Origin of the sequence: Blautia wexlerae (assembly GCF_013300825.1) — a bacterium.
GTDB lineage: Bacteria > Bacillota > Clostridia > Lachnospirales > Lachnospiraceae > Blautia_A > Blautia_A wexlerae_B.
Genome location: NZ_JAAIMY010000016.1, coordinates 1 through 25,374 on the forward strand (window position 1 = coordinate 1; position 25,374 = coordinate 25,374).

Annotated in this window: 22 protein-coding genes; all 22 read right to left on the reverse strand. The window is 50.0% G+C overall.

From position 1 onward, the window contains the following. Window positions 1-208: 208 nt before the first annotated feature. Window positions 209-2,140 (reverse strand): lysozyme family protein, encoded by a 1,932-nt coding sequence (locus G4417_RS09470; RefSeq protein WP_008400034.1) that lies wholly within the window; start codon window positions 2,138-2,140, stop codon window positions 209-211. A 31-nt stretch (window positions 2,141-2,171) separates the two neighbouring features. Beyond that, the gene (locus G4417_RS09475; RefSeq protein ID WP_008400035.1) at window positions 2,172-4,508 is read right to left on the reverse strand and encodes a VirB4-like conjugal transfer ATPase, CD1110 family; all 2,337 of its coding nucleotides are present in this window, start codon (window positions 4,506-4,508) and stop codon (window positions 2,172-2,174) included. Continuing rightward, complete coding sequence (locus G4417_RS09480) at window positions 4,495-4,929, reverse strand: PrgI family protein (RefSeq protein ID WP_008400036.1); 435 nt, start codon at window positions 4,927-4,929, stop codon at window positions 4,495-4,497. The genes G4417_RS09475 and G4417_RS09480 overlap by 14 nt, the downstream gene beginning before the upstream one ends. Window positions 4,930-4,937: 8 nt before the next feature. Continuing rightward, window positions 4,938-5,375: a DUF4313 domain-containing protein gene (locus G4417_RS09485; protein ID WP_015513380.1), complete on the reverse strand. Its 438-nt coding sequence runs from the start codon at window positions 5,373-5,375 to the stop codon at window positions 4,938-4,940. Between the two features lie 12 nt (window positions 5,376-5,387). Next, complete coding sequence (locus tag G4417_RS09490; protein WP_008400038.1) at window positions 5,388-6,227, reverse strand: hypothetical protein; 840 nt, start codon at window positions 6,225-6,227, stop codon at window positions 5,388-5,390. Between the two features lie 74 nt (window positions 6,228-6,301). Next, window positions 6,302-6,676 carry a hypothetical protein gene (locus G4417_RS09495; RefSeq protein WP_008400039.1) on the reverse strand — a complete coding sequence of 125 codons (375 nt, stop codon included), beginning with the start codon at window positions 6,674-6,676 and terminating at the stop codon, window positions 6,302-6,304. Further along, window positions 6,676-8,442, reverse strand: coding sequence for a VirD4-like conjugal transfer protein, CD1115 family (locus tag G4417_RS09500; RefSeq protein ID WP_349093466.1), 1,767 nt, complete (start codon window positions 8,440-8,442; stop codon window positions 6,676-6,678). Before G4417_RS09500 ends, G4417_RS09495 begins: the two co-directional genes overlap by 1 nt. After that, window positions 8,433-8,684: a DUF4314 domain-containing protein gene (locus G4417_RS09505; protein ID WP_008400041.1), complete on the reverse strand. Its 252-nt coding sequence runs from the start codon at window positions 8,682-8,684 to the stop codon at window positions 8,433-8,435. The genes G4417_RS09500 and G4417_RS09505 overlap by 10 nt, the downstream gene beginning before the upstream one ends. A 30-nt stretch (window positions 8,685-8,714) precedes the next feature. Next, window positions 8,715-9,029 carry a hypothetical protein gene (locus G4417_RS09510; protein WP_015513376.1) on the reverse strand — a complete coding sequence of 105 codons (315 nt, stop codon included), beginning with the start codon at window positions 9,027-9,029 and terminating at the stop codon, window positions 8,715-8,717. Between the two features lie 96 nt (window positions 9,030-9,125). Further along, window positions 9,126-10,064: an ArdC-like ssDNA-binding domain-containing protein gene (locus tag G4417_RS09515; protein ID WP_008400043.1), complete on the reverse strand. Its 939-nt coding sequence runs from the start codon at window positions 10,062-10,064 to the stop codon at window positions 9,126-9,128. Window positions 10,065-10,067: 3 nt separating this feature from the next. Next, on the reverse strand, window positions 10,068-10,904 hold the full coding sequence (locus tag G4417_RS09520; protein ID WP_008400044.1) for a PcfB family protein: 837 nt from the start codon (window positions 10,902-10,904) through the stop codon (window positions 10,068-10,070). 5 nt (window positions 10,905-10,909) lie between these two features. Further along, a complete protein-coding gene (locus G4417_RS09525) occupies window positions 10,910-12,199 on the reverse strand; it encodes a relaxase/mobilization nuclease domain-containing protein (RefSeq protein ID WP_008400045.1) in 1,290 nt (429 codons plus the stop codon). Window positions 12,200-12,202: 3 nt separating this feature from the next. After that, window positions 12,203-12,511 (reverse strand): plasmid mobilization protein, encoded by a 309-nt coding sequence (locus G4417_RS09530; protein ID WP_019162193.1) that lies wholly within the window; start codon window positions 12,509-12,511, stop codon window positions 12,203-12,205. Between the two features lie 126 nt (window positions 12,512-12,637). Continuing rightward, window positions 12,638-13,015: a DUF3789 domain-containing protein gene (locus tag G4417_RS09535; protein ID WP_025577043.1), complete on the reverse strand. Its 378-nt coding sequence runs from the start codon at window positions 13,013-13,015 to the stop codon at window positions 12,638-12,640. A gap of 142 nt (window positions 13,016-13,157) precedes the next feature. Further along, a complete protein-coding gene (locus tag G4417_RS09540; protein ID WP_019162195.1) occupies window positions 13,158-13,481 on the reverse strand; it encodes a hypothetical protein in 324 nt (107 codons plus the stop codon). Between the two features lie 148 nt (window positions 13,482-13,629). After that, window positions 13,630-14,442 (reverse strand): DNA-methyltransferase, encoded by an 813-nt coding sequence (locus G4417_RS09545; RefSeq protein ID WP_015513369.1) that lies wholly within the window; start codon window positions 14,440-14,442, stop codon window positions 13,630-13,632. 66 nt (window positions 14,443-14,508) lie between these two features. Then, window positions 14,509-15,282: a hypothetical protein gene (locus G4417_RS09550; RefSeq protein ID WP_008400050.1), complete on the reverse strand. Its 774-nt coding sequence runs from the start codon at window positions 15,280-15,282 to the stop codon at window positions 14,509-14,511. A 4-nt stretch (window positions 15,283-15,286) separates the two neighbouring features. Next, window positions 15,287-16,258, reverse strand: coding sequence for a DUF3991 domain-containing protein (locus G4417_RS09555; protein ID WP_173683277.1), 972 nt, complete (start codon window positions 16,256-16,258; stop codon window positions 15,287-15,289). After that, on the reverse strand, window positions 16,258-17,418 hold the full coding sequence (gene metK, locus G4417_RS09560; protein ID WP_025577044.1) for a methionine adenosyltransferase: 1,161 nt from the start codon (window positions 17,416-17,418) through the stop codon (window positions 16,258-16,260). Before metK ends, G4417_RS09555 begins: the two co-directional genes overlap by 1 nt. Window positions 17,419-17,651: 233 nt before the next feature. Next, window positions 17,652-18,467, reverse strand: coding sequence for a class B sortase (locus G4417_RS09565; RefSeq protein ID WP_008400054.1), 816 nt, complete (start codon window positions 18,465-18,467; stop codon window positions 17,652-17,654). Continuing rightward, on the reverse strand, window positions 18,464-18,961 hold the full coding sequence (locus G4417_RS09570) for a gamma-glutamylcyclotransferase family protein (protein WP_025577045.1): 498 nt from the start codon (window positions 18,959-18,961) through the stop codon (window positions 18,464-18,466). The genes G4417_RS09565 and G4417_RS09570 overlap by 4 nt, the downstream gene beginning before the upstream one ends. A 1-nt stretch (window position 18,962) precedes the next feature. Then, a complete protein-coding gene (locus G4417_RS09575; protein WP_334296876.1) occupies window positions 18,963-25,292 on the reverse strand; it encodes a SpaA isopeptide-forming pilin-related protein in 6,330 nt (2,109 codons plus the stop codon). Window positions 25,293-25,374: the final 82 nt, after the last annotated feature.

The window sequence follows — 25,374 nt, forward strand, 5'->3', positions numbered from 1 at the left end:
ACACCCTGCTGCATCACACCCAGGAAACGGTGAAAGAACTGACAGAGTTGTCCGAAAAATTTGAAACGAATTGAGCCAGTGAGTGAAATTTAACGATTCTCTCACTGGTTCTTTTCATTTCATATAAAATTAAAATTTCAATCAAATAAAAAAGTCAACTTGTACATATCAAATTTCTCTTCATAGGTTATAACTTATATTTTTATTTTCAAAGTATACCATATCCCATGATTGTTCCGTTATTAATATTATAGCTTCTCTGGTTCACGGCATTGCTGGAGTTTCCTTCTACGGTGTATACGGTACTGCCTTCGGTTTTCTCCACGATTCCCACATGGTCTGAGGTTCCGTCCCCGTTCCAGTCAAAAAAGATCAGGGTTCCGGGTGCTGGGGAATATCCCCGGCTTTTCCACTTTCCCTTGCTCTGGAACCATGCGATTCCATCATCGCACAGGGAGAATTTTGGCATCTTGCCGCTCTCGATGAGTCCTGCCTGATCCCCACACCAGCTGGCAAAGCAGGCACACCATGCCACATGGCTGTCAAAGCCATACCACGACCAGAACTTCTGGCCTCCCTCATTTCCAAGCTGGGTAAGTGCCACCGATACGATCTGGCCGCTGCCTCCAAACAGGCCGGCAAACAATCCGCCGCTGGAATAATACCGCAGGACATGTGGGACGTACTCTGGGTCGCCATAGGCACTCCATCCATGCGAAGCCGCCTGCTCGTTGGAGAACTGCAGGGCATTTTCGGCACTGTAACCGCCATACTTCCGTATCGCCCACGTTATGTATCCGTTGCCGTAGTTATATCCTTGCAGGGACAGTTTCAGCTTATCCATATCCTGTGGACTGGTGCATCCGGCTTCCTTCAGGCAGTCTGCATAATACTGGATTCCTACCTGTATGGAGTAATCTGCGTCCTGGATGGCATTGGGACTGTTGGAGTACCTAGTGTTGTATGGGCACTCACTGCTCTGCATGGGATCGGTTCCCCGGCCGCCGGATTCCTGCATCATGATTGCCTGTATCACGGAAACGTATTCGGGGATTCCGTACTGGTTGGCATATTTCTGGATAGCTGTTGTATAGGAAAGGACTTCCTGACTCAATGCTTCGTTGCTCTCTGAGCTTCCTGAAAATGCCGCACCGCCAATGATTCCAACCATGATAACCAATAAAAGAACGATAACTGCTCCGGCGGCTCCCAGTGCAGCCATCATGGACTGCACGGTTTTCGCTGCCACTTCCACGGCGGCCCTAGCTGCCTTGAATGTATTCTCCCCTGCCCTTGCCGTTTTCTGTATCCGACGGATTCCATCAGAAGTCTGCAAGGCTGCTTTCTTCGCCGCCTGTTTCGCTGCCCTTCGTTCCATCTGCTTCTGCATCCGGGCTGTCAGGGCGTTGGAGCTGGCCGCACGGAGCTTCTGCTCTGGCTGGACGCTGATCTTCGCAGACTGGGGAGCCGTCTTGATGATACGCTTCTGTATGGTTTTCGGCTCCGGCTGTTTCCTTGGTTTTTCTTTAATCCGAATGGTTTCCGGCTGTTTCTGTCGGATGGCGGTCTGCCTTACTGTATCTTTTGCTTCCTTCTTCCGGCTCTGTTCTCGGATGGAGAGCTGCTTCATTTCTGCTATTTCCTGTCTGTTCTGGATTCTTGGTGTCTCCCTGGCAGCCCGGATCTTCTGCTCTTTCGTTTTGACGGCATCTGAAACCACCTTTTGCCGCTGGGCTTCCTGGATCTGTACTTCCCGGATCTGTGCTTCCTGAGCTTCCCGGCTGGCAGGATTGGCGGTCTGTGTGTCCCCTGTTCCTCTGGCGGTTTCTTTCTCCGCTTCTTTTTTGCCAGCGGCTCTCTGTTTGATCTTCTCGTAGGAAGTCTGTGCGGCTGTCTTTCCGGCTCTGGTTACAGTTCTGCCTGTCTTTCTTGCAGCCCATTCCTCTGCGGATGTGACTTTCCCACTGGCATATTCGGATGGGGACTGTTCTCCCATGTCATTGTCCCTGGCATTTGCGATGGTCTGGGATTTTTCCTTGCTCTCCAGTATGGCCGTCCGCATCAGCTCCTTGGGGATTCTGGAGGCAGGATTTTTGGTCTTTGGTTTTGTTGTAACTTCTTTGGTTTTGATATCCTTCATCTCTCACCTCCAGTCCCGGCTTGTCCCGCTCTTACGCTTCGCCCGGCTTGGTTGTCATCAGGCGGTACAGTTTTGTATTTCTTGGAAACGAATTTTCAAACGGCACCAGATTCCCGGAACAGCGGATCAGACCATGGCCGGCACCCACATTGGTGATGTAGGATAACTGATTGTCTGAAATATTCAGAAGTGCCGCCAGCTCATCCCGGTCGGTGGTAGCCTGATTCAAAAGGATCAGGAACTCACTGTTCGCCAGCATCAGGCGGGCGGTATCGGATTTCAGAAGTTCCTCAACGTTCTGGGTAAGTCCGGTTACAAATCCGGAATACTTACGGATACGCTTGTACAGGCGGTAGAAAAAGTCCGCACTGTATTCATAGCGGAACAGCAGATAAAACTCATCCGCAAAGATCCATGTCGTTTTTCCCTTCTTCCAGTTCTGGATCACACGGTTAAAAATCGAATCCAATGTGACCAGCATGCCAAGGGGCATCAGCTGTTCGCCCAGCTCCCGGATGTCATAGTCGATGATACGGCTCTTCGTGTTGACATTGGTTTCCTGGGCAAAGGTGTTCAGACTGCCATTGATAAACAGTTCCGAAGACAGAGCCAGCCCTCTGGCTTCTTCCTCCGGCTGGAGCATGAGTTGTCGGTACAGGTCCTTTAAGGTCGGCACCTGCCCTTTGTAACCGCCCCTCATATAATCCCGGTACACATCTGCGGTGCAGCGGTCAAGGATGGATTTCTCCTTTGCCGAAAGGTTTCCGGCTCCTACGAGCTGCTCAAACAGGGAAAGGATAAATTCTGACTTCTCAATCAGAGGATTTCGGTCATTGCCATAGGCAGAATCCATATCCAGTGCATTCAGATGGGTATCCGAGGTTGCCGAGATCCGGATGACCTCTCCGTTTAAGGCTTCCACCAGAGAAGCAAACTCCGACTCCGGATCGAGGATGAGGATGTCATCTTCCGTGGAAAGGGCAAGGTCTACGATCTCCTCTTTTGCCGAGAAGCTCTTGCCGGAGCCGCTGACACCCAGTCGGAAAGAGTTGCCGTTTAACAGCTTCCTTCGGTCTGCCACCAGCATATTTTTGCTGACGGCATTCTGCCCATAATAGATGCCTCCCGGCTGCATGATTTCCTGCGTATGGAACGGGATCAGGACGGCGGTGGATTCTGTAGTAAGGGTACGCACTGCATCGATTTTCCGCAGGCCATACGGCAGGACGGTATTCAGTCCATCGACCTGTTGCCACTTCAAAGTTGCCATCTGGCAGAGGTGTTTTCTCGCAATGGAATACAGGGTTTCCGTATCGGAGTCCAGTTGTTTCTTGCTGTCTGCCATATGTACCATTGTCAGGATGCCGAACATCATCCTCTGATCCCTGGTGGTCAGATCGTCCAGCATTTCCTTGGTCTCTTTTCTCTGCAGCTCCATGTCATAGGGAACTACGGCTGAAAAGTTATTGTTGGCATTCTGGCGTCTCTGCCAGTTGGTGACGTTTGTCTCCACGCCCAGCAGTCGGTTCTGGATCTCACGCACCGCTTCGTCTGTCGGTACGGGGATGATATCAATGGACAGCATCAGGTTCCTGCCAAGGCTGCACAGTTCGGAGATCATCTCATCCTTTACATAGCTGGCGTAATCTTCCATAAAAAGGACTCTGCCGTACTGCTCGCCCAGCTTGAAATGGTCGTTATGGAATTCCATTGTGTCCGGGCAGATCCAGTCTTTGAAGCTGTGTCCTTTTTTCGCAAAGGCTTTCATGTCAAATGGAAAACTCTGTGGAACGTCTGCCTTGAAAAAGTCCCGGAAGATCTGTAGCCTCTGCTCTGCATCCAGCTCTTCCCCAATAGAGGACAGCTTGGCCAGATGGGTGATGATGTCCGTTCCCACACGTGCGAAATAGGTTCTGGCTTCATCGATGTTTTTCTTGTGGACGCTGATGGTCAGATAGCGTTCCTGGTAGATACTGTTGTTGGTACCGGAGATCTTGGAAAGGAGCATGTCATTGTACTCTTTCCGGTACTCGTCCAGACCGTCCCCTTTCATCGGGATCAGCAGGGACTGCTCAAACTCTTCCTTGTTGATCTTACGATTGTTCAGGGTGATCTTCGCCGTACAGCCAGAATCCAGTGCATTTAAAAGTTCAGAGTAGTCCAGGAACATTTCCGTCTTATCCGCTTTACTGGCAATGGAATAGTTGATATCCGTAAACCGGAATGTCCTGGAATACTTGCTCTCCACCTGAAAAATACCATCTGGCCAGATCTTGCGAATCGGGATGGCCTGCTGGACAGACTTCGGTACTTTAAATTTTTCCTTGTCCTGTTTCAGTGTCTGACTCAGGGTTTTAATCAAAGGCATCACCCCTTCCTCTTCGCTTCTTTGGTTTCTTCTGTTTCGTCCGCTTCTTTTCCAGAAGTTCCGCTCCGTTTCCCATCATCTTTTCACCCAGCCGCAGGCTCTCTTCCATGCAGGAAAAGTACAGGTTCTCTGATTTGAATACCAGCCGTTTCGGGTACAGCAGTTCGGATTTGATGACTGCCCATGCGAACTGTTCTGCCGTCATGCCGTGGTAACGGAAAAAGCCGCAGGCTGCAAAGGGAGCCGCCCCAAGCACGCACAGCCATCCGGTTACCTGTTCCCCGGCATATTTCCGGGTGACAAAATAGATTCCAAGGGCTGCCAGGATCGCCAGTACCGAAAATAAGCACTGCCGGAAGCTTAAGCCCCAGAACATTGACTCCTGATAGTCTCGGATTTCTTTATTCATTTTCACTTCCATGTTGTTTCCTACCTTTCTCTTTGTAATCTCTGTTTTTTCTTTTGTTTCTGTTTTGGTACATCCCTTTGCCGGATGCCATTTCTTTCCATAAATCTTTTTGTTCCTTCCGGATCAAGCTCTGCCAGTTTTTTCAGGTCGAATGCAACCCTCTGGAAGATGCAGTAACCGGAGGATGCGGTATCCGGCTGTATCGTTCCCAGCTTATGCTGCTTTATAAAACGAAGCTTTTCTTTGCTGAAATTGTGGTCGATATAGGCTTCATTGATACCGCCCAGCGGAGCAAAAGGCAGGTTTACCGTAAGGTCTGCAAAGCTTTCCGGGTATCCATCTTCCATATGGTAAAGCCCGATATAGAGATTGTCATCGCTCATGTAACTGTCTACCCTGAGAAATAATTCCTCCCGGCCATACTGCCAGTCGTAGCTCAGTGTCTTTGGTTCTTCCATTTTTTTCGCCTCCTATAATCCCATGATTTCTTTTACGATACGGTCGGATGCCTTGACTGCCCCGACCAGTACCAGCAGGTTAAATACCAGTTCCCCGACGTAATTCCAGACAATGGTCACGGCGGACAGGCTGGTGTCCCCGATGGCCGGCGGACTTGATGCAAACACCGAAAAGATGATGCAGGCCAGTGCGATGATGGCTCCTTCCAGACATACCCCGGCGTAGGAACGGATAAAGTTCTTTCCTACAGACTGGGTTGGCTCCCCGGCAAAGGTTGCCAATGGAATCGGTGCGATGGCTGTGTACATATACAGCTTAAACATTCTCCCGTATACAGTCAGAATCATGACAAATGACAATACCGTAATCAGCAGGCTTCCTAATAAAGTTACGATCCACAAAGGGATAGATTCCAGCATCCCGACCGCTTCGATCTTGTCCACGATCTCCGAGGGCAGTTCCGTTACGGTTCCCCCTGCCATCCCGGAGTGGGACATGATGTTGGTCACGATGCCCTGCACAATGGAAAAGATCGCTGTCAGAAGCTCCATGCCGGACATAACGGCTCCCTGTGCCAGTGCAAAACGGATAAAGGCTTTCACTACGTGTTCCGGCTTTTTCATATCCGTGAAACTCCCACAGGTTTTTACCAGCCCTGCCGCAAAGAACAGAACCAGCAGGCCGTACCCGATGGCTTTCAGTCCACCGTTGATGTTCGTCATCACGCTCCAGATTGCCCCGCCCTTGAAATTCTCCGGGCTTTGCGTCAGCAGTGTCCAGATTTCAGCCAGCTTGTCGCTCCAGGTCTGCAAGGCAGAATTTAGATTCTGTACGATCCAGTTATCACTCAAACAGTTTCACCTCCCATCCTCAAAAGTGAGCAGGGAGCCGGCATTTCGCATGGCTCCCCTTCTGGACTCTTCTCCTATCCCATGATTAGGTCCAGGATCTCTTTTGCAAAGGTAATGATGATACCGCCTGCCAGTGTCAAAAATCCGTTTGCCCTCTGGCTTGGATCGTGGCTCTTTAAGGACAGACCGACCTGCACGATACCAAATCCCAGCAGAATCAGGCCAATGGCGCGGATCAGGGAAAAGATAAACGTGGATAGGTTATTGACTACGGTCAGCGGATCGCCTGCGGCATAAACGCAGGTCGCCCCAATGCAGATCGACAGTACCATGACTGCATACAGAGCAAACAGTTTCTTCTGCCCTCTCTTCATCTTTAGCGGTGCGGTCTCTTTCCTGATTTCTGTGTGTTTCTTATTTTTCAGTAAATTCATTGGCATTCCTCCCATCAAAAAAGCTCCCCGATGATGTCCTCATCCAGAAGCAGTTCGTAATCGTCATATCTTGTTTCGTCAAATGTAAAATCGTCATGCGCCAGCGGTGCTTTCGCATAATTGAACGGGCCGGCACCTCCGTCCTCGGTATACCGGATGTTGGGATGCTTCATCAGGTCATACTTGGCATCCAGTATGGGCCGCTCCCCGCGGATAAACAGAAGTGCATTCTGGTTATCCAGCATACGGACTTCATCCGGCTGTAACAGCTCCCTTCCGCTCTGCTGGAAGTTGGTGGAGTAGCTGCCGGATTTTCCTTTGGTTTGCCCGTAGGTGTTGGTGTCTATGGTTTCTTTCCCCAGTAATTCTGATACATATTTGTGTGTCTCTTTTTCATTGCCGCCCAGGTACAAAAACTCATCGCAGTTGCCCACCAGACTTTCCCAGGAGTCCTTGAACAGAGCCTTTAGCTGGCTCATGTTCTGGATGATGATGCTGCAGTAAATGGAACGGGAACGGCAGGTTGCCAGGATCTTCTCAAACTCATTTGGCAGGGATACGTTTGGAAACTCATCCATGATGCAGTTGACCGGAACCGGGAGGGCACCGCCATGCACACGGTCTGCCATGTAATAAAGCGTCTGGAAAAGCTGGCTGTAGATCATGCCTACCAGATAATTCAAAGAGGTGTCTGCATCCGGGATACAGCAGAAAAGGGCAACTTTTCTTTCTCCCATGTTGGAAAGATCCAGTTCATCAGTATTGGTCAGCTTGGCAATCTGCGGCAGATTGAAGGCTGCCAGCCGGACACCTACACTGATCAGGATGGACTTGGCGGTCTTTCCTGCCGCCTGCTTGTAAATGTGATACTGCTTGACGGCAATGCTGTCCGGGTCCCGCATCTCCAGACGGTCAAACAAAATGTCCAGAGGGGACTCGTAGTCCTCGTCCTCTTCTTTTACCTGTGCCGAGCCTAACATCTCCATAATCATGGCGAAGTTCTGTTCTTCCGGCGGAGCTTCGTGGAGCAGATACAGCATCAGTGCCTGAAGCAGTGCGGTTTCGCTCTTCTCCCAGAAGGGATCGGAGGACTGGGAACCTTTGGGTGTGGTGTTTTGTATCAGATTGGAAATAAGACGGAGCACGTCTTTGTCATCGTGGACATACTCGAATGGATTGTAGCAAAAAGATGTGTCGGGATTGATGAGGTCAAAGACACGCACCTCATATCCTTTCTTTTCCAGCAGACCGCCTGTCTTTCGGAGCAGCTCGGCTTTCGGATCGGTGATGACCATCGAACAGCAGCACTGCATGATGTTTGGCAGGGCAAAGCCTCTGGATTTTCCTGCACCGGAGCCTCCCACTACGAGAATGTTGAGACATCTGCGGTGCTTGTGGGTGTCAAGGCTAATGCGGAAGTTCTGTGTCAGCAGGATGTTCTGGGAGTACGGCTTCTTGCTATATTTCTTACAGATCTGCCGGGCATCGCCCCATCTGGCAGAGCCATGTTCTTCCCCTCTGCGGTAGTTCTTCTGACTGGAATAAAAAATGCCGATCCCGGCTGCGTAAAGTAACGTGCAGACCAGCATCGACTTGATGGTGTATTCCGTATAATGAAACTGGAAGGGATGGTTCAGCTTTTCTGTGAGAACCTCCATCAGCTCGAAAAGATTCCTGCCCGGCTGGATGGCATCCGCAAGCAGGATTGCTACCCACCAGATGACAGGCAGTCCGGCAAGCCAAATCACCCAGTCTGACTTCCGGCTGTTTGTTACCGGGATGGCTGCTGTTTGGGCCTCTCTGCTCTTGGCAGGTCCGTAATGTGGAAGCTGTCCACTCCCGGAACGAGGGCAAGGCTGCTTCCATTCTCCCAGTTTACGTGGATCTGCCCTGCATCGTCTACCATATCCACCTTACCTTTTAAGCCGGGTGGCATGTGGCTCTCCCCCTCCATGCTGTTAAGCATGACCTCGGTTCCCGGCGGATATCTTCTCCGCATGGCTTCTATTCTTTCTTGTGTCATATTTCTGTATATTTGTACCACATCCTTTCTTCATCTTCCCCTTCCACGGTATGGGCGGTATCTGGATTTCATGATCTTTAACAGGACGCTGTCGATCCCATCGGAATAGCGTCCGTTTTTCAGGTATGTGTCCCGGAGCTGGTTTAAGGCTTCCACGGATTTGCTGTGTTCGGCTTCTGTCAGGTAGAGCTTTCCCTCTTCCTGCTCTGCCAGCTTCAGAACCAGATCCCGTGTGGTATCCACCGGAAGCCCCTGTTCTTTTTCCTGCCGGAACACTTCCCGGAGTGCATGGATCAGCATGTGGTTCATGATCCGGTCCATCTTTACATATCGCATTCTTGTCATAGGCGAGCCTCCTTTTTTCCTCTTTTTTCTCAACCACAACATACCACACTTCCTCCCGGAAAGCTACTGCAAAAGAGCCGGAAAAGCCCCTTTTTATCAGCGTTCCGGAGACTTTTTACTCTTGGCAGGTTTCTCCGTTTTTTCCTCCGGGATGGCAAATTCATCGGTCATAAATTCCTGCTCGCTTTTGCCAAGGTTGCGGTCTACCTGCTTGCCAATGGAATAGGCTGCACTCTTTACATCCTGGATAAAGGAGCGGAGTTCTTTCGGATCTTTCTGTCCGAATGCCTGCATCTGGCATACCTTGTCAAAGGAAAAACCGGAGACATCCACGCCGTATTTCTGTGCTGTCACATACGCCGCACAATAGGCCTGTGCCGATACCCCTGCCCGGCTGTAGCTTCCATCGTGATGGTCAAGGGATGCACAGGCCAGCTCCCGGCTGATGGAATGGAACGTTGCATTTTCGCTCATGCCATTTCGGACATAGATCGTCCGCTTATTCGGGATGTACTGTGCCTGTACCTTATCCGGCAGATTGTCTGCGATCTGAATCCGTACCTCGCTGTCGGTCAGCAGTGCTTCCATCAGCTGGTCCATCGGCTTTGGCTCTGCCTCTTCTGGCTGCTTGGTACGGATCTGGCTGATGTCATAGGCTTTCTGGATGGAGTACCCCTGCTGGATGACACCGTCCTTTTCATATTCCTGTCCGACAATGAAGTTGTATCCCTTGCTTCCGGTCTTGACTACCTTGCCTTCTTCCTTCCATTTTTCAAAGGTCTTGACCTGCCGGATCTCCGGATTCTGTGCATAAAGCAGGAACAGGTTGTCTGTCCTCTGCGGCTTGCACTGTCCCATAAAATCAAGGAATCCTTTTAAGGAGTCCCCATTCTGGAAGACCTCCTGTGCCTTTCCATCGATCATACCCCAGATTTCTTCCCTCTCCTGCTTTTTCTGTGCGGCATATTCTTCTTTCGATAACCGCTGGGCGGACTGCTCCTGCGAGTCCTGCCCTAAAAATTTTGTCAGGTCCATCTCCTACCTCGCTTTCACCTTTCGTTTCTTTCTTGCTTTCTTCTGCGTTTTCCTTGGTCCACGGTTCTTTTCCCGGCTCCGCTTCTGGGATTCCTCTGCTTTCTCCCGTTTGATGTTCTCCAGCTCCCGGCGGACACTGGGACGCTCCTGTTCCCTCTGCCCTGCATCAGTCCCTTTTTCCTGCCCGGTAGAAATATTTCTGCTGTGCAAGGAAGAGCCGGACAGATTCTCTTCCCCCTCTTCCTGCACCGGGATAAAATTTTCCGGTTCGGAAAACTCCTTTTCGGGATGATTCTGGTTCTTTTCCTCTTCAGAAAAGTCCATGTCACCGACCTGGAATGCTTCGTCCAGATCGCTGATTTCAAACTGCACCTCGCCCTCCGGCATCTGCACAGTTTCCTGTACTGCTTCGGTTTCCGGTGCTTCCATTCCGGCGGTTACCTCATGGACAGCTTCCCCGACTTCGCTCCTTACAAAATCAAGGTTCATCTTATCCATGACACGGTTGACTTTGGCTGCATCATCGGCAAAGACCATGACCTCGCTCATCTCCGGGTTCTTTTTATCCCGGATGATCACATAGAGCAGTCCTCGTTTCCTGCCCTCACTGCAGAATTCACGCAGGCGGTCAGATGGCACAGTGAAGAACTTCAATGGCTTGTTCTCCTTTAACATCCGCACCATTCTGGTCTTGCCCCTCGTTTTCTTCTGGTCTTTTAATACGGCGGCAACAAATACCGCCAGATGCTTTGCCAGCGTACCCGAAAGCCTGAGCCCGTGGTCCACGCCGTCTAGGGAATACCGGACGATCTGGTCCGCCGCATCGCCTCCATAATTCATGTTGTTCACCTGCTTTCTGTTCTCGGTTTTCTGTTTTTCTCCGTCTGTTCTTCTTCCTGTCTCTGGATCTGCTCTGCCAGACGCATCTTTTCTTCCATCTCCTGGGACTGCTGTTCGATCCGGATACAAATGCGGATATCCTTTCGAAGCGGCTTCAGTTCTTCGGTGATCTGACCGATCCTGACACTGTCCGGTTCGCTCCGGTAGAGCCGCTTCCGCTCTTTCGTGAGTGCCTGTACCCTCTCTTCCAACGATGTGCGGTAGGCGAGTAGCTCTTCACGGCTAGTAATCTGATGCTTCTGTAGAAATTCCATCTGCTCGATCCTGGCATCCAGTTTTCGGATGTCTGCCCGGAGCACCGGGGAAATCCTTTTCGGCTTCTGCTTTAGTGCACCCATCTGGTACAGATAGGAATAGTACAGGGCCTGTATCCCTTTTAACTTCTTTTTCGGGAATCTGGAATCTCCTTCTTTTCCAGCAGGTATCCTGCTCTTGGGCTGCAAGATCCACTGCCGGATGCTCTCTTCCGAGTAATGCTTCCCAAGGCTCCGCAGACGGATATACCGTTCCATCCCCGGTGCTTTTAATGCAATGTACTTCCGGTTCAGCTTCCACTGGTATCCCCTCTGCTTCATCTGTTCCAGAAACTGTTTCCATGTGAAGCTCTCTGCCACAGCATCCCGGATGTCCAGACGGATCGAGGTTCTCCAGGTCGGCTTTCCGTCCTGTTCTGCCATCCACTGTGCATAGGATTTCCCTTTGCCGTTTTTCGGTTCGATGACAGATAAGCCGTATTTCAGGCATAAGGCATCCGAAGCTTTCCGCACATCCTCATAGTAACTCCTGCTGTTGCTGTGGTACTTTTTCCCATCTTCCATGCTCACGGAATTAAACACGATGTGGTTGTGGTAATGCTCCGTATTCAGATGGGTGGTGATGACTGCTTCGTATTTTCCCTGAAGGAGCCTTTCTGCCATTTCCATGCCGATCTGGTGAGCAAGCTCCGGGGTGACTTCCCCTTTGACAAAGCTCTGCACCAGATGGTACCCCTGTACTCCGTCCATCTTGTGGTATCGTTTCTTCGTAGCTACCATATCTTGATAGGCAGTCTCACAGACGCAGCCGATGGCATCCTCAAAAACGGAACGCTCCGTCTTGTCCCGATTCATGGCGTAATCGATGGCTTCTTCCAGAGAGCCGGCACTCTGCCCTTTCTTGGTGGTCTTATCCTTGTTTCGGATGTACGTGATGGAATTGTCCAGACGGCTGACCGGGATGATACTGGTGTATGCCATCGGCTACCATTCCTCTTTGACCAGCCTCCATGTCTCTTTCGTCATGCGGAGCATTTCCCGGATACTCTCTTCCCCGGCCATCCCACAGCCGTTGGCTACATGGGCAAGCTGATTGGCGTTGTTGCACAGACCGGATATTTTCCGCAAAAGCTCCGTATGATGCTCACAGGGTCTTGCCCGGACTTCGCCACCCATGACAATGGAACGGATGTATTCCTCACGGGACAGGCCGCTTTTTTCTACCTGCTCTTCCAGAAAACGCAGCTCTTTTGCATTGAGGCGGACTGGTATCACATGGTTCCTTTTTCTCATCTCTTCACCTGCTTTCCAACGGGTTATTGGTTGCGTCATTACATTTCACGATTTTTCCAGATCAGGAAACCTGCCAGAACGCCGATGGCTACCGCTGCAGCAATGATCTTTTTCTTCATATGGGCCTCACCCCCTTTCCGATACCTGGCACAGCTCCATCGGGGCGAACATGATCCCTCTCTTTTCCATCTCTTTTGCGAATTCCAGGAGGTTCCATTTTTTCCCATCAATCATAGCAGAATCGGCATCCAGATAGTGGCAGGTGGATACGTTCCGCTCTCCATTTGGGGCATTCTGCACAAGGCTTTCCCCGTCTGCCAGACGGAACAGTTCCTCTCCCTGGCTGTTTACAAAACAGATGCACACGCCGTGGTCAATGATCTCCTTTGGTTTCATCCGGCACCGCTCCAGTGCCTCATCCTCACGTTTTCCAGCTATGAAAAGACACATTGCAAAAACGCCCATTACTCCTCCGGTCATTGTGCCAAGTATAAATCCCAACATTTTTTCGTTCTCCTTTCGTCTGTTTACGGCTCGGTATGGGGGATTGGGGTTCTCCCCAAAGTGCGTTTGGATATCCAAACGCTATGCTTGCAAAACCAGTCGCATCCGGTTTCGTCCCCTCTGAACCAGTCGTTTTTCTGAATCATTCATTTTCCTTGATTTTGCTCAACCCATCCAGTGTGGTACAGATGATATGGAGTCTGTCAGCCATGCTGATCTCCGTGTTCATCGTCCCGGTGGTCTCTTTTCCGCAGACAACCACCATCCTGCACCGCCTTAATATCTGGTGGGACATTCTCCGCATGGCCTGCATATCCTCTGCATCCCCGTCATCAAGGAATGGGGAAAAGCTGTACTGCGGGCAGATCGGCACATATCCCAGTTCGTAGATCTTCCGGCAGTACCGCTGTACTTTGGTCTTTCCTTCTTCTGCAGAACAGCAGACATAAGCAAGTGCCTGTTCCAATACGACCATCTCCTTTCCTGGCCGGACAGGTTTCCTCTGCCCGGCGTTTTTCCAAAAAGAAACACCCACAAAGCATTCCGCTCTGTGGATGTCTTGTGGACATCTGGATTCTTTTCTTCTCTTTTTCAGATGTCTGCCAGACATCCGGCTACTGTGGTTCTTTGTTTTCCGCTTCTTCCCCAGCTTCCAGTGCAATGCGGACACGGTCGCTTCCCAGCTTATAATACGCATCGGTCACTTCAATGCCGACTGCCTGAAACCCCGACTCTGCCGCCGCAAGGATGGTAGTACCAGCTCCGGCAAACGGGTCTAAGATCAGGCCGCCCGGCTCACAGATCTGGATGACATCCTTCATCAGCTGGAGCGGCTTTTCTGTCACATGGATGCGGTTCTGGGGATTCCCATAACGGAACACACCCGGAAGGCAGGACACCGGGCGGTTGATCGGCATCGGTCCGTTGCTTCCCCATACAATATATTCTGCCTGCTGGCGGAATCTGCCTTTCTGCGGACGGGAGTTCCCCTTGTCCCAGACGGCAGTCCCTCTCCAGATCCACCCTGCCCACTGGAGGGCATCGGTGATGGACGGGTACTGTCTCCAGTCAATAAAGAGGCAGATCGGAGCCCCTCTCTTGCAGGCTTTCCGCACATCGTACAGCCATTCTGCCATCCAGTGGGTCCAGGAACGCTGGTCTTTATTATCCCCATCAAAATCCGGCAGGGCATTTTCTGCTTTCATGCTGCTGTACTTCTGGTTGGTAGTTCGGTTGCGTTCGTTCTGCTTGGTTCCCCCGGACGCATAGGGCGGATCGGTTATAACTGCATCAAAGATCCCCGGCTGGAATCCTTTGACCAGTTTTAAGGTATCTCCATGCAGGATACGCCAGTTCTCCCCTCCGGCAGACTCATCCGGCACACAGTCCGGTTTTAAAAGATCTTCAAGTTTCAGGGTATTTCCCATAGGCATCATCCTTTCGGTCGCTTATTTTCCAGATTTCTCTGGAAGTGCTTTTCTTTATGGAACTGCTCATCGGCAGGTATCCTCTTTTTTCAGTGTTTCTTTTCTTGGCGTTCTGGGCTGTTCACGGTGGTCCGACAGCTCGGTTTCCACGTATTCGCTGATGATTCCCAGCGCTTCATAGTAATTGCTGCTCTTGTGGACACGATCCGCCATTTCGTTGGCCTGTTCGGACATCCCAGCACGTCTAAGCAGTCTTGCGGCATCCCCAAGGATTGAGAAAATATTTCCGTCATGCCCTAAGAGCTTAAGTTCTGGACGGGACGGCTTTTGTTCCGGCTGCTTTTCCTGCACACCGTTTTCCGGTGCTTTCACCTGTATCTGGAAATCCGAGCCGGCACCAACATAGAAATGTAAGTATAATTCACCACCGTCTACCTTGATCTCCCGCTGTTCCAGACTTTCTCCCCAGCCATCGCTGTACTGCCCTCTCAGATACTGCCCCACCACACGGTATTCCTCTGGTGTCAGATTCTCCCGGAGTGTCAGGTTTGCACAGCCATATAAAACGCCCTCCTGTTCCTTTACCGCCATTGTAATGCGTTCCACTTTTTCCTTAATGTCCTTGTTTTGGTCAAAATAATCGATCAGGTTGCATGGCTGGTTGTCAGGCATACCGAGCCGATTGATCTCGTCAACCTTTTCTGCGATGGATGTCTGATACTGCACCAGGTCAGGTCCTTCCAATGGCTCCGCATCATCCAGATCCACAATGTCTGAATAGTCCGGAATAAACTCTGCCATCAGAGGTGACAGCATTCCCACTTCTATTTTATCTTTCAAAGCATCACCTCGCTTCCCTATTCTGCCGTTTCTCCGGTGTACGGGCAGCCATTTTTGCCATGTCTGCCCAGTCTGCCCCTTCGATTTCCGGCAGGTTCTCGATGATCCGATAGCTTCCCTCGTAGGCTTTTCGGATATGTTCACACGCCCACCGTCCGGCAAAGTCATTGTCGGTACACACTTCGATCTCGGTGATCTCCGGGTGCTGGGACAGAAAATGTTCCAATGCCTGCGGCTTTTTCATGCTCCGCTGGCTCTGCCCTTCTTTTGGTGCGCTGATCCCGCCAAGCTCCAGACGGTACTTATCCCGGCTTCCTTGTCTCTGTTCCAATGTCATGTGGGCAAGCACATCCACACAGGCTTCATAAACAGCAACCCGTCTGCATCCCGATTTCGCCGGAACACAAAAAGCGTATGCCTTTTCACTTCCGGCCTGTTCCATCTTAAAAGACTTTCCGCTGGCATCGTAAATCCCACGCAGGAAAGCATATCTTGCCACCTGGTTTTCATCCCGTCCTATGAACACGGCATTGTGGTAGGGCAGACTCTCATATAAGATTCCCAAATGAACACACCGCTGTAAGACCTCGCCACTGATGCCCCGCTCTTTCAGATAGCGGAACACCCTGCGGCAGTCTGGGCTGGCCGTAGGCAGGACAAATGGCTTCTTTGGCTTTGCTTCCACTGGAGGAGGGATATAGGTGGGATACTCATCTTTCAGCATTTGCACTGCCTCCAGAAAAGAACACCCGTCTACATGAATCAGGAAACTTAAAGCACTGGTGCCCCCGATATCTCTGGATTTCCAGTGCCACTGGCTGGTCTGCTCGTTAATCTTAAAGCTGTCGTGGTCTGTCAGCTCCCATTCATTTCTGGCTGAAGATTTTTTCAGACGGTTTGGCTGATATTTCTTCAGGTATTCAATGGCGGTGATCTCCCTTGCACGTTTGATTTCTTCTTCCGGAATCCACGGCATTACATCACGGTATCCCGGAGCTGCTCTGCCTTATCCGTTTTCTCCCACGGGAATTCCTTTCTTCCAAAATGCCCGAACACCGCACTCTGTCGGTAGATTGGCCGCTTCAGGTGCAGGGTGTCACAGATCTGGCTTGGGGTAAGCCCGAACACCAGAGGGATCGCTGCGGCGAGGCAGTCATCCGCACAGATCTTTCCCGTTCCAAAGGTATCCACCTGCACCATGACTGGCTGGGCAACCCCAATGGCATAGGCAAGGGACACCTGGCATCGGCTGGCAAGTCCGGCAGCTACCATGTTTTTGGCGATGTAACGGGCCATGTATGCCCCGGAACGGTCAACTTTGGAACAATCCTTCCCGGAGAATGCACCGCCGCCATGCGGTACCAGGCTGCCGTAGGTATCCACCATTAGTTTCCTTCCGGTCAGTCCGGTGTCTGCATCCAGACCTCCGCACACAAATCTGCCCGATGGGTTAATCAGGATCTTGGTATCCTCATCCGGTGGCAGCATACGGAGTGCCGGGCGTAACACTTTCTCCCGGATCTCATGCTCCAGCTTCCGAAGGGATTTTTCCTTTTCATGCTGGCAGGACACAATGACGGTATCCAGCCGGGCAGGTCTGTCATCTTCATACTCCACGGTCACCTGCGCCTTTCCATCTGGCAAGATTCCCGTGATATATCCGCTTCTACGGCTTGCAGACAGTTCCCTTACAATGCGGTTCGCCAGAACCACTGGCATCGGCATAAGCTGCGGTGTCTCATCGCAGGCGTAGCCAATCATGATGCCCTGATCCCCGGTACCGCTGGCAAGTCCGCTCTGAACAAAAACAGTCCCTGCCCTTCGTTCTCTGGATCTCTCCACTGCCCCGGCGATATCCGGACTCTGTTTGTGGATGAGGGCATCCATGTGGATTTCCTCTGCTTCATAGCCTGCACTCTCCAGCACCTTTTTGATGATTTCAAACACCTGTGGCTCAAATCGGCTGGTGATCTCTCCTGCTACAATGATGTTCCTTTTGGTCGCCAGCACCTCGCAGGCCACTCTGGAATTTTCGTCCTCTTTCAGACACGCGTCCAGAATGCTGTCTGCGATCAGGTCGCAGAGCTTATCCGGATGTCCTTCTGTTACGGATTCTGCTGTATAAAATCGTTTCATAATCGTTACCATCCTTTCCAAGTAAATAATAACGGCAGGAAACGCTCCTTTCTGGAACACTTTCTGCCGGATCTGGGTTATAAGTTGTCTCACATTCTGCACTTTTCTGGTACTTTCAGACACTTTTTTCAACCTAAATACTACCAATGCACACCCTTCATAATCCCCCTGTTTTGAACACATCCCTGCCCGTGCGGTCATTATTTGTCTCATTTTCTGCACTTTTCGGGTACTTACGAACACTTCTGACTCCACACTGCCCCGGAAACCGGCACCGCCAGGACGATGTTCCTGGCACCGCTCCATTCATATGAACACGTGACGAGCGTCAAAACCTTATCGTATATACACTTCAGGTAATCATCCCCGGTTTCGAACACTTCCCTCTGCTTAGCTGCTTTTAAATATTCCTGCACTGCCTCCGCATCTGCGAGTTTCTGCTGGAATGGGAACAAATTCCTGTCTGCTTTCAGCACCGTGACAATTCGGTATTCCTGAATGCTATCCTCTGTCTGAAGATAAGCAAAGGGATGCTCCTGATAGTACGTTTCATCTGCATATAAGTCCAGATTTCCGAACATTGCCCCACTGTTCATGTTGTGACCGTAAATGATAAGGTTCCGACTTTCAGACACTTTACAGTCTGCCTGTAAAAACAGGCTTCCGTTGATGTCATATTCCTTTTTGTAATTCCGTTTCAGGTAAAACTCCCCATTCTCCTGTTCGGACTGAAGCACCGGGTAATCAATCCCGGTATCCGGTATTGTCAGCCATCCCTGCACATCCGGGTATTGTTCCCGAAGAGAAACAAGGTCTACCGCAGCCACCGGGCATTTTCTTCCAGCTGGTTGGTCTTTCTTTTCAGAGCCTGAGGCTCCCGGAGCTTCCGGCTCCGGGAAATTCCCTTTCAGCTCTGCCATCAGCTTTTTGTTCTCCATTGGAAGATATACCATGTGGTAAATCAGAAACCCGGCACTTGTCAGCGTCACTGCAAGGCAGATGATCTTGAAAAACCTCTGTAAGATTCCTGTCTTTGGTTTTTTCTTCATCGTTCCTGTCCGGCTTTTCTCTGCTTCTTTGGCTGACTCTTCTGCGTCTTTCCCGGCACAGGCGGTTTCCTTGCTGCTTTCAGGATCGGCTCTGTCGGGATTTGGTTCTGTCTGCAGCCCTTTAAGATCCCAGTCAGGTACGACCGTCCGGGCGGATTAAAGTTCTGCATGTAATCTTTTGTCATGATATAGACAATGGCTTTGATCTCTCTTCCATCTTTGTTCTTGACAGTGATCTCCTGCTTGTCGTAAAAATCAGGATAGCCTTCATAAAGATCCAGGCTCTTTTCACAGTCCCCGGTCAGTGACCAGAGGACGCCGTCCACATGGCTTCCCTCTTCCGGGAAGATGGTGGCAAGGCCGCTTCCTGCGGCTGCAAAGGTCAGCCGATACCCCTCCAGGCGGACGATTTCTACCACCTCCGCCTTTGGGCACCGATATGCCATCTGGTCCAGATCCATGTTGCTTCCATACGCAAAATATAATTGTTTCAGCCTATCTGCCCCCTTTTTTCTTCTTTCTTCTGGATGCCACACCCATGCCGATCAGACCGCCTGCGGAAAGAATCAGGCACAGGGCCGGAATCCAGAGGTTGGTGTCATCGCCTGTTTTCGGGTTGCTTACAAACGGGGTATCCTCCGGCAGCTTCTCGTTCGTCACTTTCTGGATGACTTCGATCACTGGAGTTTTGTCATCTACATAGGTAAATGTCACCTCATGTTTGGTCTCATCCAGCTGATAGCCCTCCGGTGCTTTGGTCTCAACCAGATAATAGGTGGCTGCCTTATCAAATTTGCCGTCCTTATAAGTTCCGATTGCAAGCAGTCCGCTGGTTGCATGGCCGTTTTCATCAGTGGTCAGGGTTTCTACCACTTTGCCATCCGCATCCCTCAGTTCAAATTCTGCATCTTTCAGTGCTGCTCCGGCATCCTTATCTGTTTTCTCAATGATCAGGCGTCCCTTTGCGGTGTCATCTTTCATGGCTACCTTCTGGATCTCTGCGGTATCTGCCACCTCGAAGGTGATCTCCTCTGCAACGACATAACCGTTTGGAGCCTGCTCTTCTTTCAGGGTGTATTTACCAATCGGAAGTTTTTCGATATAATGCGGCTCTTTACCGGAAGTCCAGGTTTCTACGATGTTGCCATTTTCATCTGTGATGGTCAGTTTGGCTCCTTCGATCTCATTATCTCCGGTAATATCCGTTTTGCTGATCTTCACTTTGGTCACGTCATCTTCCATTACCTGTTTCTGGATCTCCGCAGTATTCTCTACGGTGAATGTGATGCTTTCCGCAGTGGCATATCCATCGGCCGGCTTGTTTTCTGTCAGGGTGTAAGATTTTCCTACAACCAGTTCTTTGATGATGTGCGGCTCCTTGGTGGATGTCCATTCCTCAACAACAGCCCCGTTTTCATCCGTCAGCTGTAATCTGGCTCCCGGCAGTTCCTCGCCCGTGGTCAGATCGGTTTTGGAAAGCTCCACGGTTGTCGGCTCATCTTCAAATACAAATTCATAGGATGCTTCTGCTTCTTTATCCCCCTGGTACTCAAAAACAAATTCCTGCTCTTCTCCGGTGGTGACAAATCCATCCGGTGCATACAGCTCCTTCACATAATAGGTTCCGTCGATCGGCAGGTCTGCAATAAAGGAAATCTTTCCATCTGCATCTGTTGTTTTTAACTCGATCAGGGTATCTGCTTCCATCAGCACCTTTCCAGATGCGGACAGGATGTCGTTTCTGGTGTACAGTCCAAAGATGCCGCCTTTTAATACACGGTCGGTATCCTTTTCTTTCTTCAGGACGTTCACTTTTACTTTCTGACGGTTGTTCTGCCAGTCCTCATCGTATACGACAACCGGGGTATCCTGGTCACGGTAGGAAAGATCTACATATCGTGGTTTTTCATCCAGCACATAACCATATGCTGTGCCCACCTCTTTGACATAGTATTTTCCAACCGGAAGGTCAGATACTTCTGCAACACCGTTTGCATCAGTAGTCACGGTTGCCACCAGCTCGTCCTTAGCATAATAATCCGGGCTTACACCATCGGCTGCTTTGATATCCTCTGCAGTGTAAATCTCAAAGGTAACGTCTGACAGGCTTCCTGTGATGTACTCAAACAGATGCTCTACAACGCCTTTGACATTGTCCAGCAGGGTGATCTTATCAAGGAATTCACCCTTCTTGTTTACGATCAGCAGGGCTTTCGGCACATCGTCTTTCATTTCCACTTTCTGTACTTTTGCGGTATCCTGAACGGTGAATTCCACATCCGTGGTCTTTAAATAACCAAGCGGTGCAAGAGATTCACGGAGGGTATAAGTTTTTCCAACGGTCAGGTATTTGATCACATGAGGCTCATCCTTTACGGAAGTCCAGCTGTCGATCACATTTCCATCCTTGTCCAGAACAGAAAGGGATGCCCCGTTCAGCTCTACGCCTGTGGTCAGGTCGGATTTTGTCACCTCGATGGTGGTCGGCTGGTTCTTCTTCACAGATTTCAGCTTGATGGTCGGAATGTCCTGCCCCTGATAGGTGGCATCAAATTCCAGTATCTCGTCAGAAGATACAAAACCATCCGGTGCAGAAATTTCTTTCACATAATAAGTTCCAAGCGGCAGGTCCAGGGTGAAGTGTGCCTGTCCTTTTTCATCGCTTGTGATCTCCTGTAATAAGGTATCTGCTTTCACAATAATCTTGTCACCGGATTTGATCTCGTTCTTATTGTAAAGACCGAATGTAGCTCCAGCTACCGTGCTTCCTGTTTCTGCATCCTGTTTTTCCACGGTGATGCTTACTTTCTGGCGTTCATTGGTAAAAGTCACTTCTTCGTCTACGACTGGGGTATCCTGTCCGGCATAGGTAAAAGTTACTTCTTCGCCTTTGGCATTCCAGGTGTAGCCCTCCGGCGTTTTTTTCTCTTCTACACGGTATTTGCCGAGCGGAAGGTTCTCTACTACGGCACTTCCGGTTTCATCGGTTGTCACCGTTGCCACCAGTGTGTCTTTGGCATATTCCAGATAACGGTTGCCGTTCTCATCTTTCTGATGGTCTGCGGTATAGATATCTTCTGCGGCATAAACCTCAAACACGGCTCCTGCAAGGCTGGCTTCCTCGTGGATGAAATCCTTGTCAAAACCTTTGACTACTTCTCCTTCCTTGTGGATGGTCAGTCTGCCTTTTGCCGGGTGGTTCTCGAATTCCACCTCGATGATCAGGTCACCGCTGACCGGATCTTCCTGGTATGCAGTATCGCTGTCTACCTTGATTTCCACGGTATTGGCACTGTGGGTGTATCCATCCGGTGCAGTCACTTCTTCGATGCGGTAATTTCCACAAGCCAGATTCTGTGGCAGGATCAGGTATCCATTCTCATCCGTAAAATAAGATTTATGTACCATAGTAGATGGGTAGGTGGTCACCTGTTCCACATATTTCTTGTTATCCAGATCGTATACTTTAAACTCAGTATTCGGAACCAGGACAGATTTCTTTGTCTCGTCATCTTTTTTGACGATCTTTAATTTTGCTTCAAACTCTTCGTCCAGAAGCACACGCCATACCTGCGGCTGATCCGGATTGTTTTCCGAGATCACAACCTTAAAGTCATCGACTGGTTTGAAGTTGTGCGGTGTGGTGGTCTCCCTTACAATGTAGGTTCCGTATGCAAGCGGAATGGAGCATGCATATCCACGCTCATCCGTGAACATTTCTGTCTGTCCGTCTGCGGTCAGTACAACCGGAGTTGCAGATGCAAAGTCATAGGAACCGTCCTTATTTTTCTTCAGGCTGCTCTCCAGATATGCACTGAATCCCACACCTTTTAACAGATCGGCATCGGTCTTACCATTGTTGGCTGCTTTAATGACCTGGAACGGCTGTTTGATCACATCTTCCAGAGAAGTTGCGGTACGTTCTACCGTCTGAACCAGATCTCCCTCGTCATTACACTCCAGATCATGTTCTTCCGGGTCTGCCAGATATCCAACAGGCGGCGTCAATTCTTTCACGTAATACTTTCCGAGATAGAGGTCTGCGATTTCTGCATTTCCCTCTGTATCCGTAGTCAGGGTTGCAATCTGCGTTCCTGCCGGGTAAAGGACACCTGTCTGTCCATCCGGATGAACGATATCCTCACGGGCATACAGTCCGTAAACCGCACCCTCAAGGGTTGCATCTCCCTGTGCGGTCTTTCCGGTTTCGGAATCCTCTTTTACCAGTTTGATCTTCGCATTGACACGCTCGTTCTGGAACGTGTGGCTGAAAGAAACGGTTGCCTCTTTGTCTGTGGTGTACTGGAACGTAAAAGAGTACACATCCTCACTGTTTCTGGTATATCCGGCCGGTGCAGAAACCTCTTTCATGTAGTAGCTGTTAGCGATCGGCAGGTCTGCCTGATATACGGCTTTTCCGTCTGTTCCGGTCACTACCTTCTCAATGAGGGTATCTTTTTTGACCACAACGGTTCCGTCCGCTGCTTTGATGTCGTTTCCGGCATACAGGCCATAAGTGCCGCCCGGAAGGTATTTCCTGGTTTCCTTATCCTGTTTGTATACGCTTACGCTTGCTTTTTGGCGGTCATTTTTGAATGTCACGCTTCCCATGACCTTCTCCACATTGCTTCCGGCATAGGAAAGGGTGATTTCCTGGCTTTCGCCTGTGCATACCAGATTTTGTGGTGCCTGCATTTCTTTTACCACATATTTTCCCAGATATAGATTATCCAGTGTGACACTTCCGTCATCCCCGGTAGTAAGTCCGGCTTTGACCAGTGCGTCTTTTTTATAAATGACGGTTCCGTCTGCGGATACAATATCCGCTGCGGCATAAACATTGTAAACCGCACTCTTCTGTTTCTGCTCGGTATAAACAAAGGAAACACCATCATCAGTTACCTTTGCTCCGGTCAGGACTTCTCCTAATTTATAAACAGTCAGGCTTGCCATCTGCTCTGCATCGGTAACGGTTTGTTTTACAGTATCTCCGATGACCAGTTTCACATCGTAGGCTTTGGTATCCAGCAGATATCCGTTTGGTACGGAGATCTCTTTCAGGTATACGGTATCCTGTGTTTTGGTGATCGTAACGCTGGAAGCTCCGTTGGCATCTGTGGCCGGCATCTTTGTGATCAAGTTCTTTCCATCCTTGTCACTGTAAACGCCATAAACTGCACCTGCGATGGCTTTGTTGCTCTTGCGGTCCTTCTTTACGATCTCTAGAGTTGCCTGTTTTACCCATGACACTTTAAAATCTACATACTTCTCATCGGTCACGCCCTCGCCAAATACCAGGGCAAGGTCCTGTGTCTCGCTTCCGGTTGTGATCTTGTAAGCGGAATAGTCTTTGATGATGCTTCCCTTCATGGTAACAGACCATTCCCCTTTGACATCCACTGCCTGTGTCAGCGGTGCAGATAAGTAGAATTTGGTACCGCCGCAGATCTCCACGGATGCACCTGCACTGCTTGTTTTTCCCGTTGTCACATTATGCAGTTTGACACCGGAAGGCAGTTTCATGGTGATGGTCTGCAGTTCGGATGCCTTAAAGGTGATCTCTTCTGTTCTCTGGCTGTTGCCGCTGATATATGCGGTAACATCTGCATTGGAGAAACTCATGTCCACTTCCGGTATCTCCGGCTGGCTCATGCAATAATTGTAGAGTTCCATTGCCAGAGCCTGTCCGGTTGCATTCGTACCGGAAAAAGCGTCACTACTGTTATTGGCATAAGACGCAGCCAGATGGACAATGATAAACTGTTTTCCAGCGGAAAAATCAGGATGTTTCTCTGAGAAAAATCCATTTTCGCCGGATGCTTTTGTGCCGTAGTAGCATACTTTTGCCAGTGCTTTGCTGTCACCCAGTTTGGTGATCTTATAAACACCATCCCCAGGTCCTGCTTTTGACGGCTGCACACAGTAGGCAGTTGCAGACACGTTTCCAAATTTTACGATATATTTATAGGTTACATAAGAACCCAGACCGTAGTCTGCATAATAGTATGCAGTCCCTCTTGTCACATCTACATCCTGTGTTGCTCTTGTACTGGTATTGACTGCGGTGAAAGAAACGGTTTCCCCATCTTCCATTGCCATAAGGTCAATATCCTGTTCCCCTGCCTGCTCCAGAACATCGCTGAGTGTCAGCCCGGATTCTTTATCGGTTGTATTTTCTGTTTCGGCTTCCTCTAATGCGGCATCAAACTCAGATTCAGAAAGTCCACCCTGAAATTCGGGTTCTGTTTCTTCCGGTTCTTCTGTTTCAGATTCAGCTGTCTCCGGCTCAACAATTTCTGTCTCTACAGGCACTGTCTCAGTTTCTTCCTGCGAGGCAGCTTCCTCATCATCAGAACCTGTATCCTCTTCGGTAACTGCCTGTTCTGTCTGCGGTTCACTCTGAGCTGCTGTCACAGGCTCTTTTACGATCAGGTTTCTCCCAATCTGATAAACCGGGTGGTTCTGGTTGACTGGCTCCACATAATAAACGGCATGGTAAATGTCTGCATGGCTGGTGCTGAAGTTCTCCCCGGCGTCATTCTCTGCTTTCTGGAATGTCACTTTGACTTTGCTTTCGTCCTTGATTTCCAAATTTGTAAAATCCGTGGAAACATCAAAGTCCTGTCCGACTTCCAGCTCCAGATCGGTGGCTTTTACCACTTCATTTTCATCCAGCTGATCCTTTACGGATTCATACGCTGGCGGTTCCGCCGCTTTCGGCTCTTCCGAAGCATACACCGTCAGCGGTGAAATGACCGTGGATAAGATGGTGACTGCCGCCATCACCCCTGAAAGGATTCGCCTGAATCGATATTTACTCTTCATGTTTTCTACCTCTTTCTTCTTTTTCTTCATTTTGCATAAGAACAGCCGGATGTTTCCACCCGGCCTGTCTGTTCTCATTATT

Coding starts and splice junctions, on each gene's coding strand:
- G4417_RS09510 (WP_015513376.1), bottom strand. CDS start 9,029: ATGACAAGAATGCGATATGTAAAGATGGACCGGATCATGAACCACATG.
- G4417_RS09480 (WP_008400036.1), bottom strand. CDS start 4,929: ATGGAAGTGAAAATGAATAAAGAAATCCGAGACTATCAGGAGTCAATG.
- G4417_RS09495 (WP_008400039.1), bottom strand. CDS start 6,676: ATGGGAGGAATGCCAATGAATTTACTGAAAAATAAGAAACACACAGAA.
- G4417_RS09555 (WP_173683277.1), bottom strand. CDS start 16,258: ATGCCGTGGATTCCGGAAGAAGAAATCAAACGTGCAAGGGAGATCACC.
- G4417_RS09565 (WP_008400054.1), bottom strand. CDS start 18,467: ATGAAGAAAAAACCAAAGACAGGAATCTTACAGAGGTTTTTCAAGATC.
- G4417_RS09535 (WP_025577043.1), bottom strand. CDS start 13,015: ATGTTGGGATTTATACTTGGCACAATGACCGGAGGAGTAATGGGCGTT.
- G4417_RS09575 (WP_334296876.1), bottom strand. CDS start 25,292: ATGAAGAGTAAATATCGATTCAGGCGAATCCTTTCAGGGGTGATGGCG.
- G4417_RS09475 (WP_008400035.1), bottom strand. CDS start 4,508: ATGCCTTTGATTAAAACCCTGAGTCAGACACTGAAACAGGACAAGGAA.
- G4417_RS09525 (WP_008400045.1), bottom strand. CDS start 12,199: ATGGCATACACCAGTATCATCCCGGTCAGCCGTCTGGACAATTCCATC.
- G4417_RS09545 (WP_015513369.1), bottom strand. CDS start 14,442: ATGGGAAATACCCTGAAACTTGAAGATCTTTTAAAACCGGACTGTGTG.
- G4417_RS09520 (WP_008400044.1), bottom strand. CDS start 10,904: ATGAATTATGGAGGCGATGCGGCGGACCAGATCGTCCGGTATTCCCTA.
- metK (WP_025577044.1), bottom strand. CDS start 17,418: ATGAAACGATTTTATACAGCAGAATCCGTAACAGAAGGACATCCGGAT.
- G4417_RS09485 (WP_015513380.1), bottom strand. CDS start 5,375: ATGGAAGAACCAAAGACACTGAGCTACGACTGGCAGTATGGCCGGGAG.
- G4417_RS09530 (WP_019162193.1), bottom strand. CDS start 12,511: ATGAGAAAAAGGAACCATGTGATACCAGTCCGCCTCAATGCAAAAGAG.
- G4417_RS09505 (WP_008400041.1), bottom strand. CDS start 8,684: ATGACACAAGAAAGAATAGAAGCCATGCGGAGAAGATATCCGCCGGGA.
- G4417_RS09470 (WP_008400034.1), bottom strand. CDS start 2,140: ATGAAGGATATCAAAACCAAAGAAGTTACAACAAAACCAAAGACCAAA.
- G4417_RS09515 (WP_008400043.1), bottom strand. CDS start 10,064: ATGGACCTGACAAAATTTTTAGGGCAGGACTCGCAGGAGCAGTCCGCC.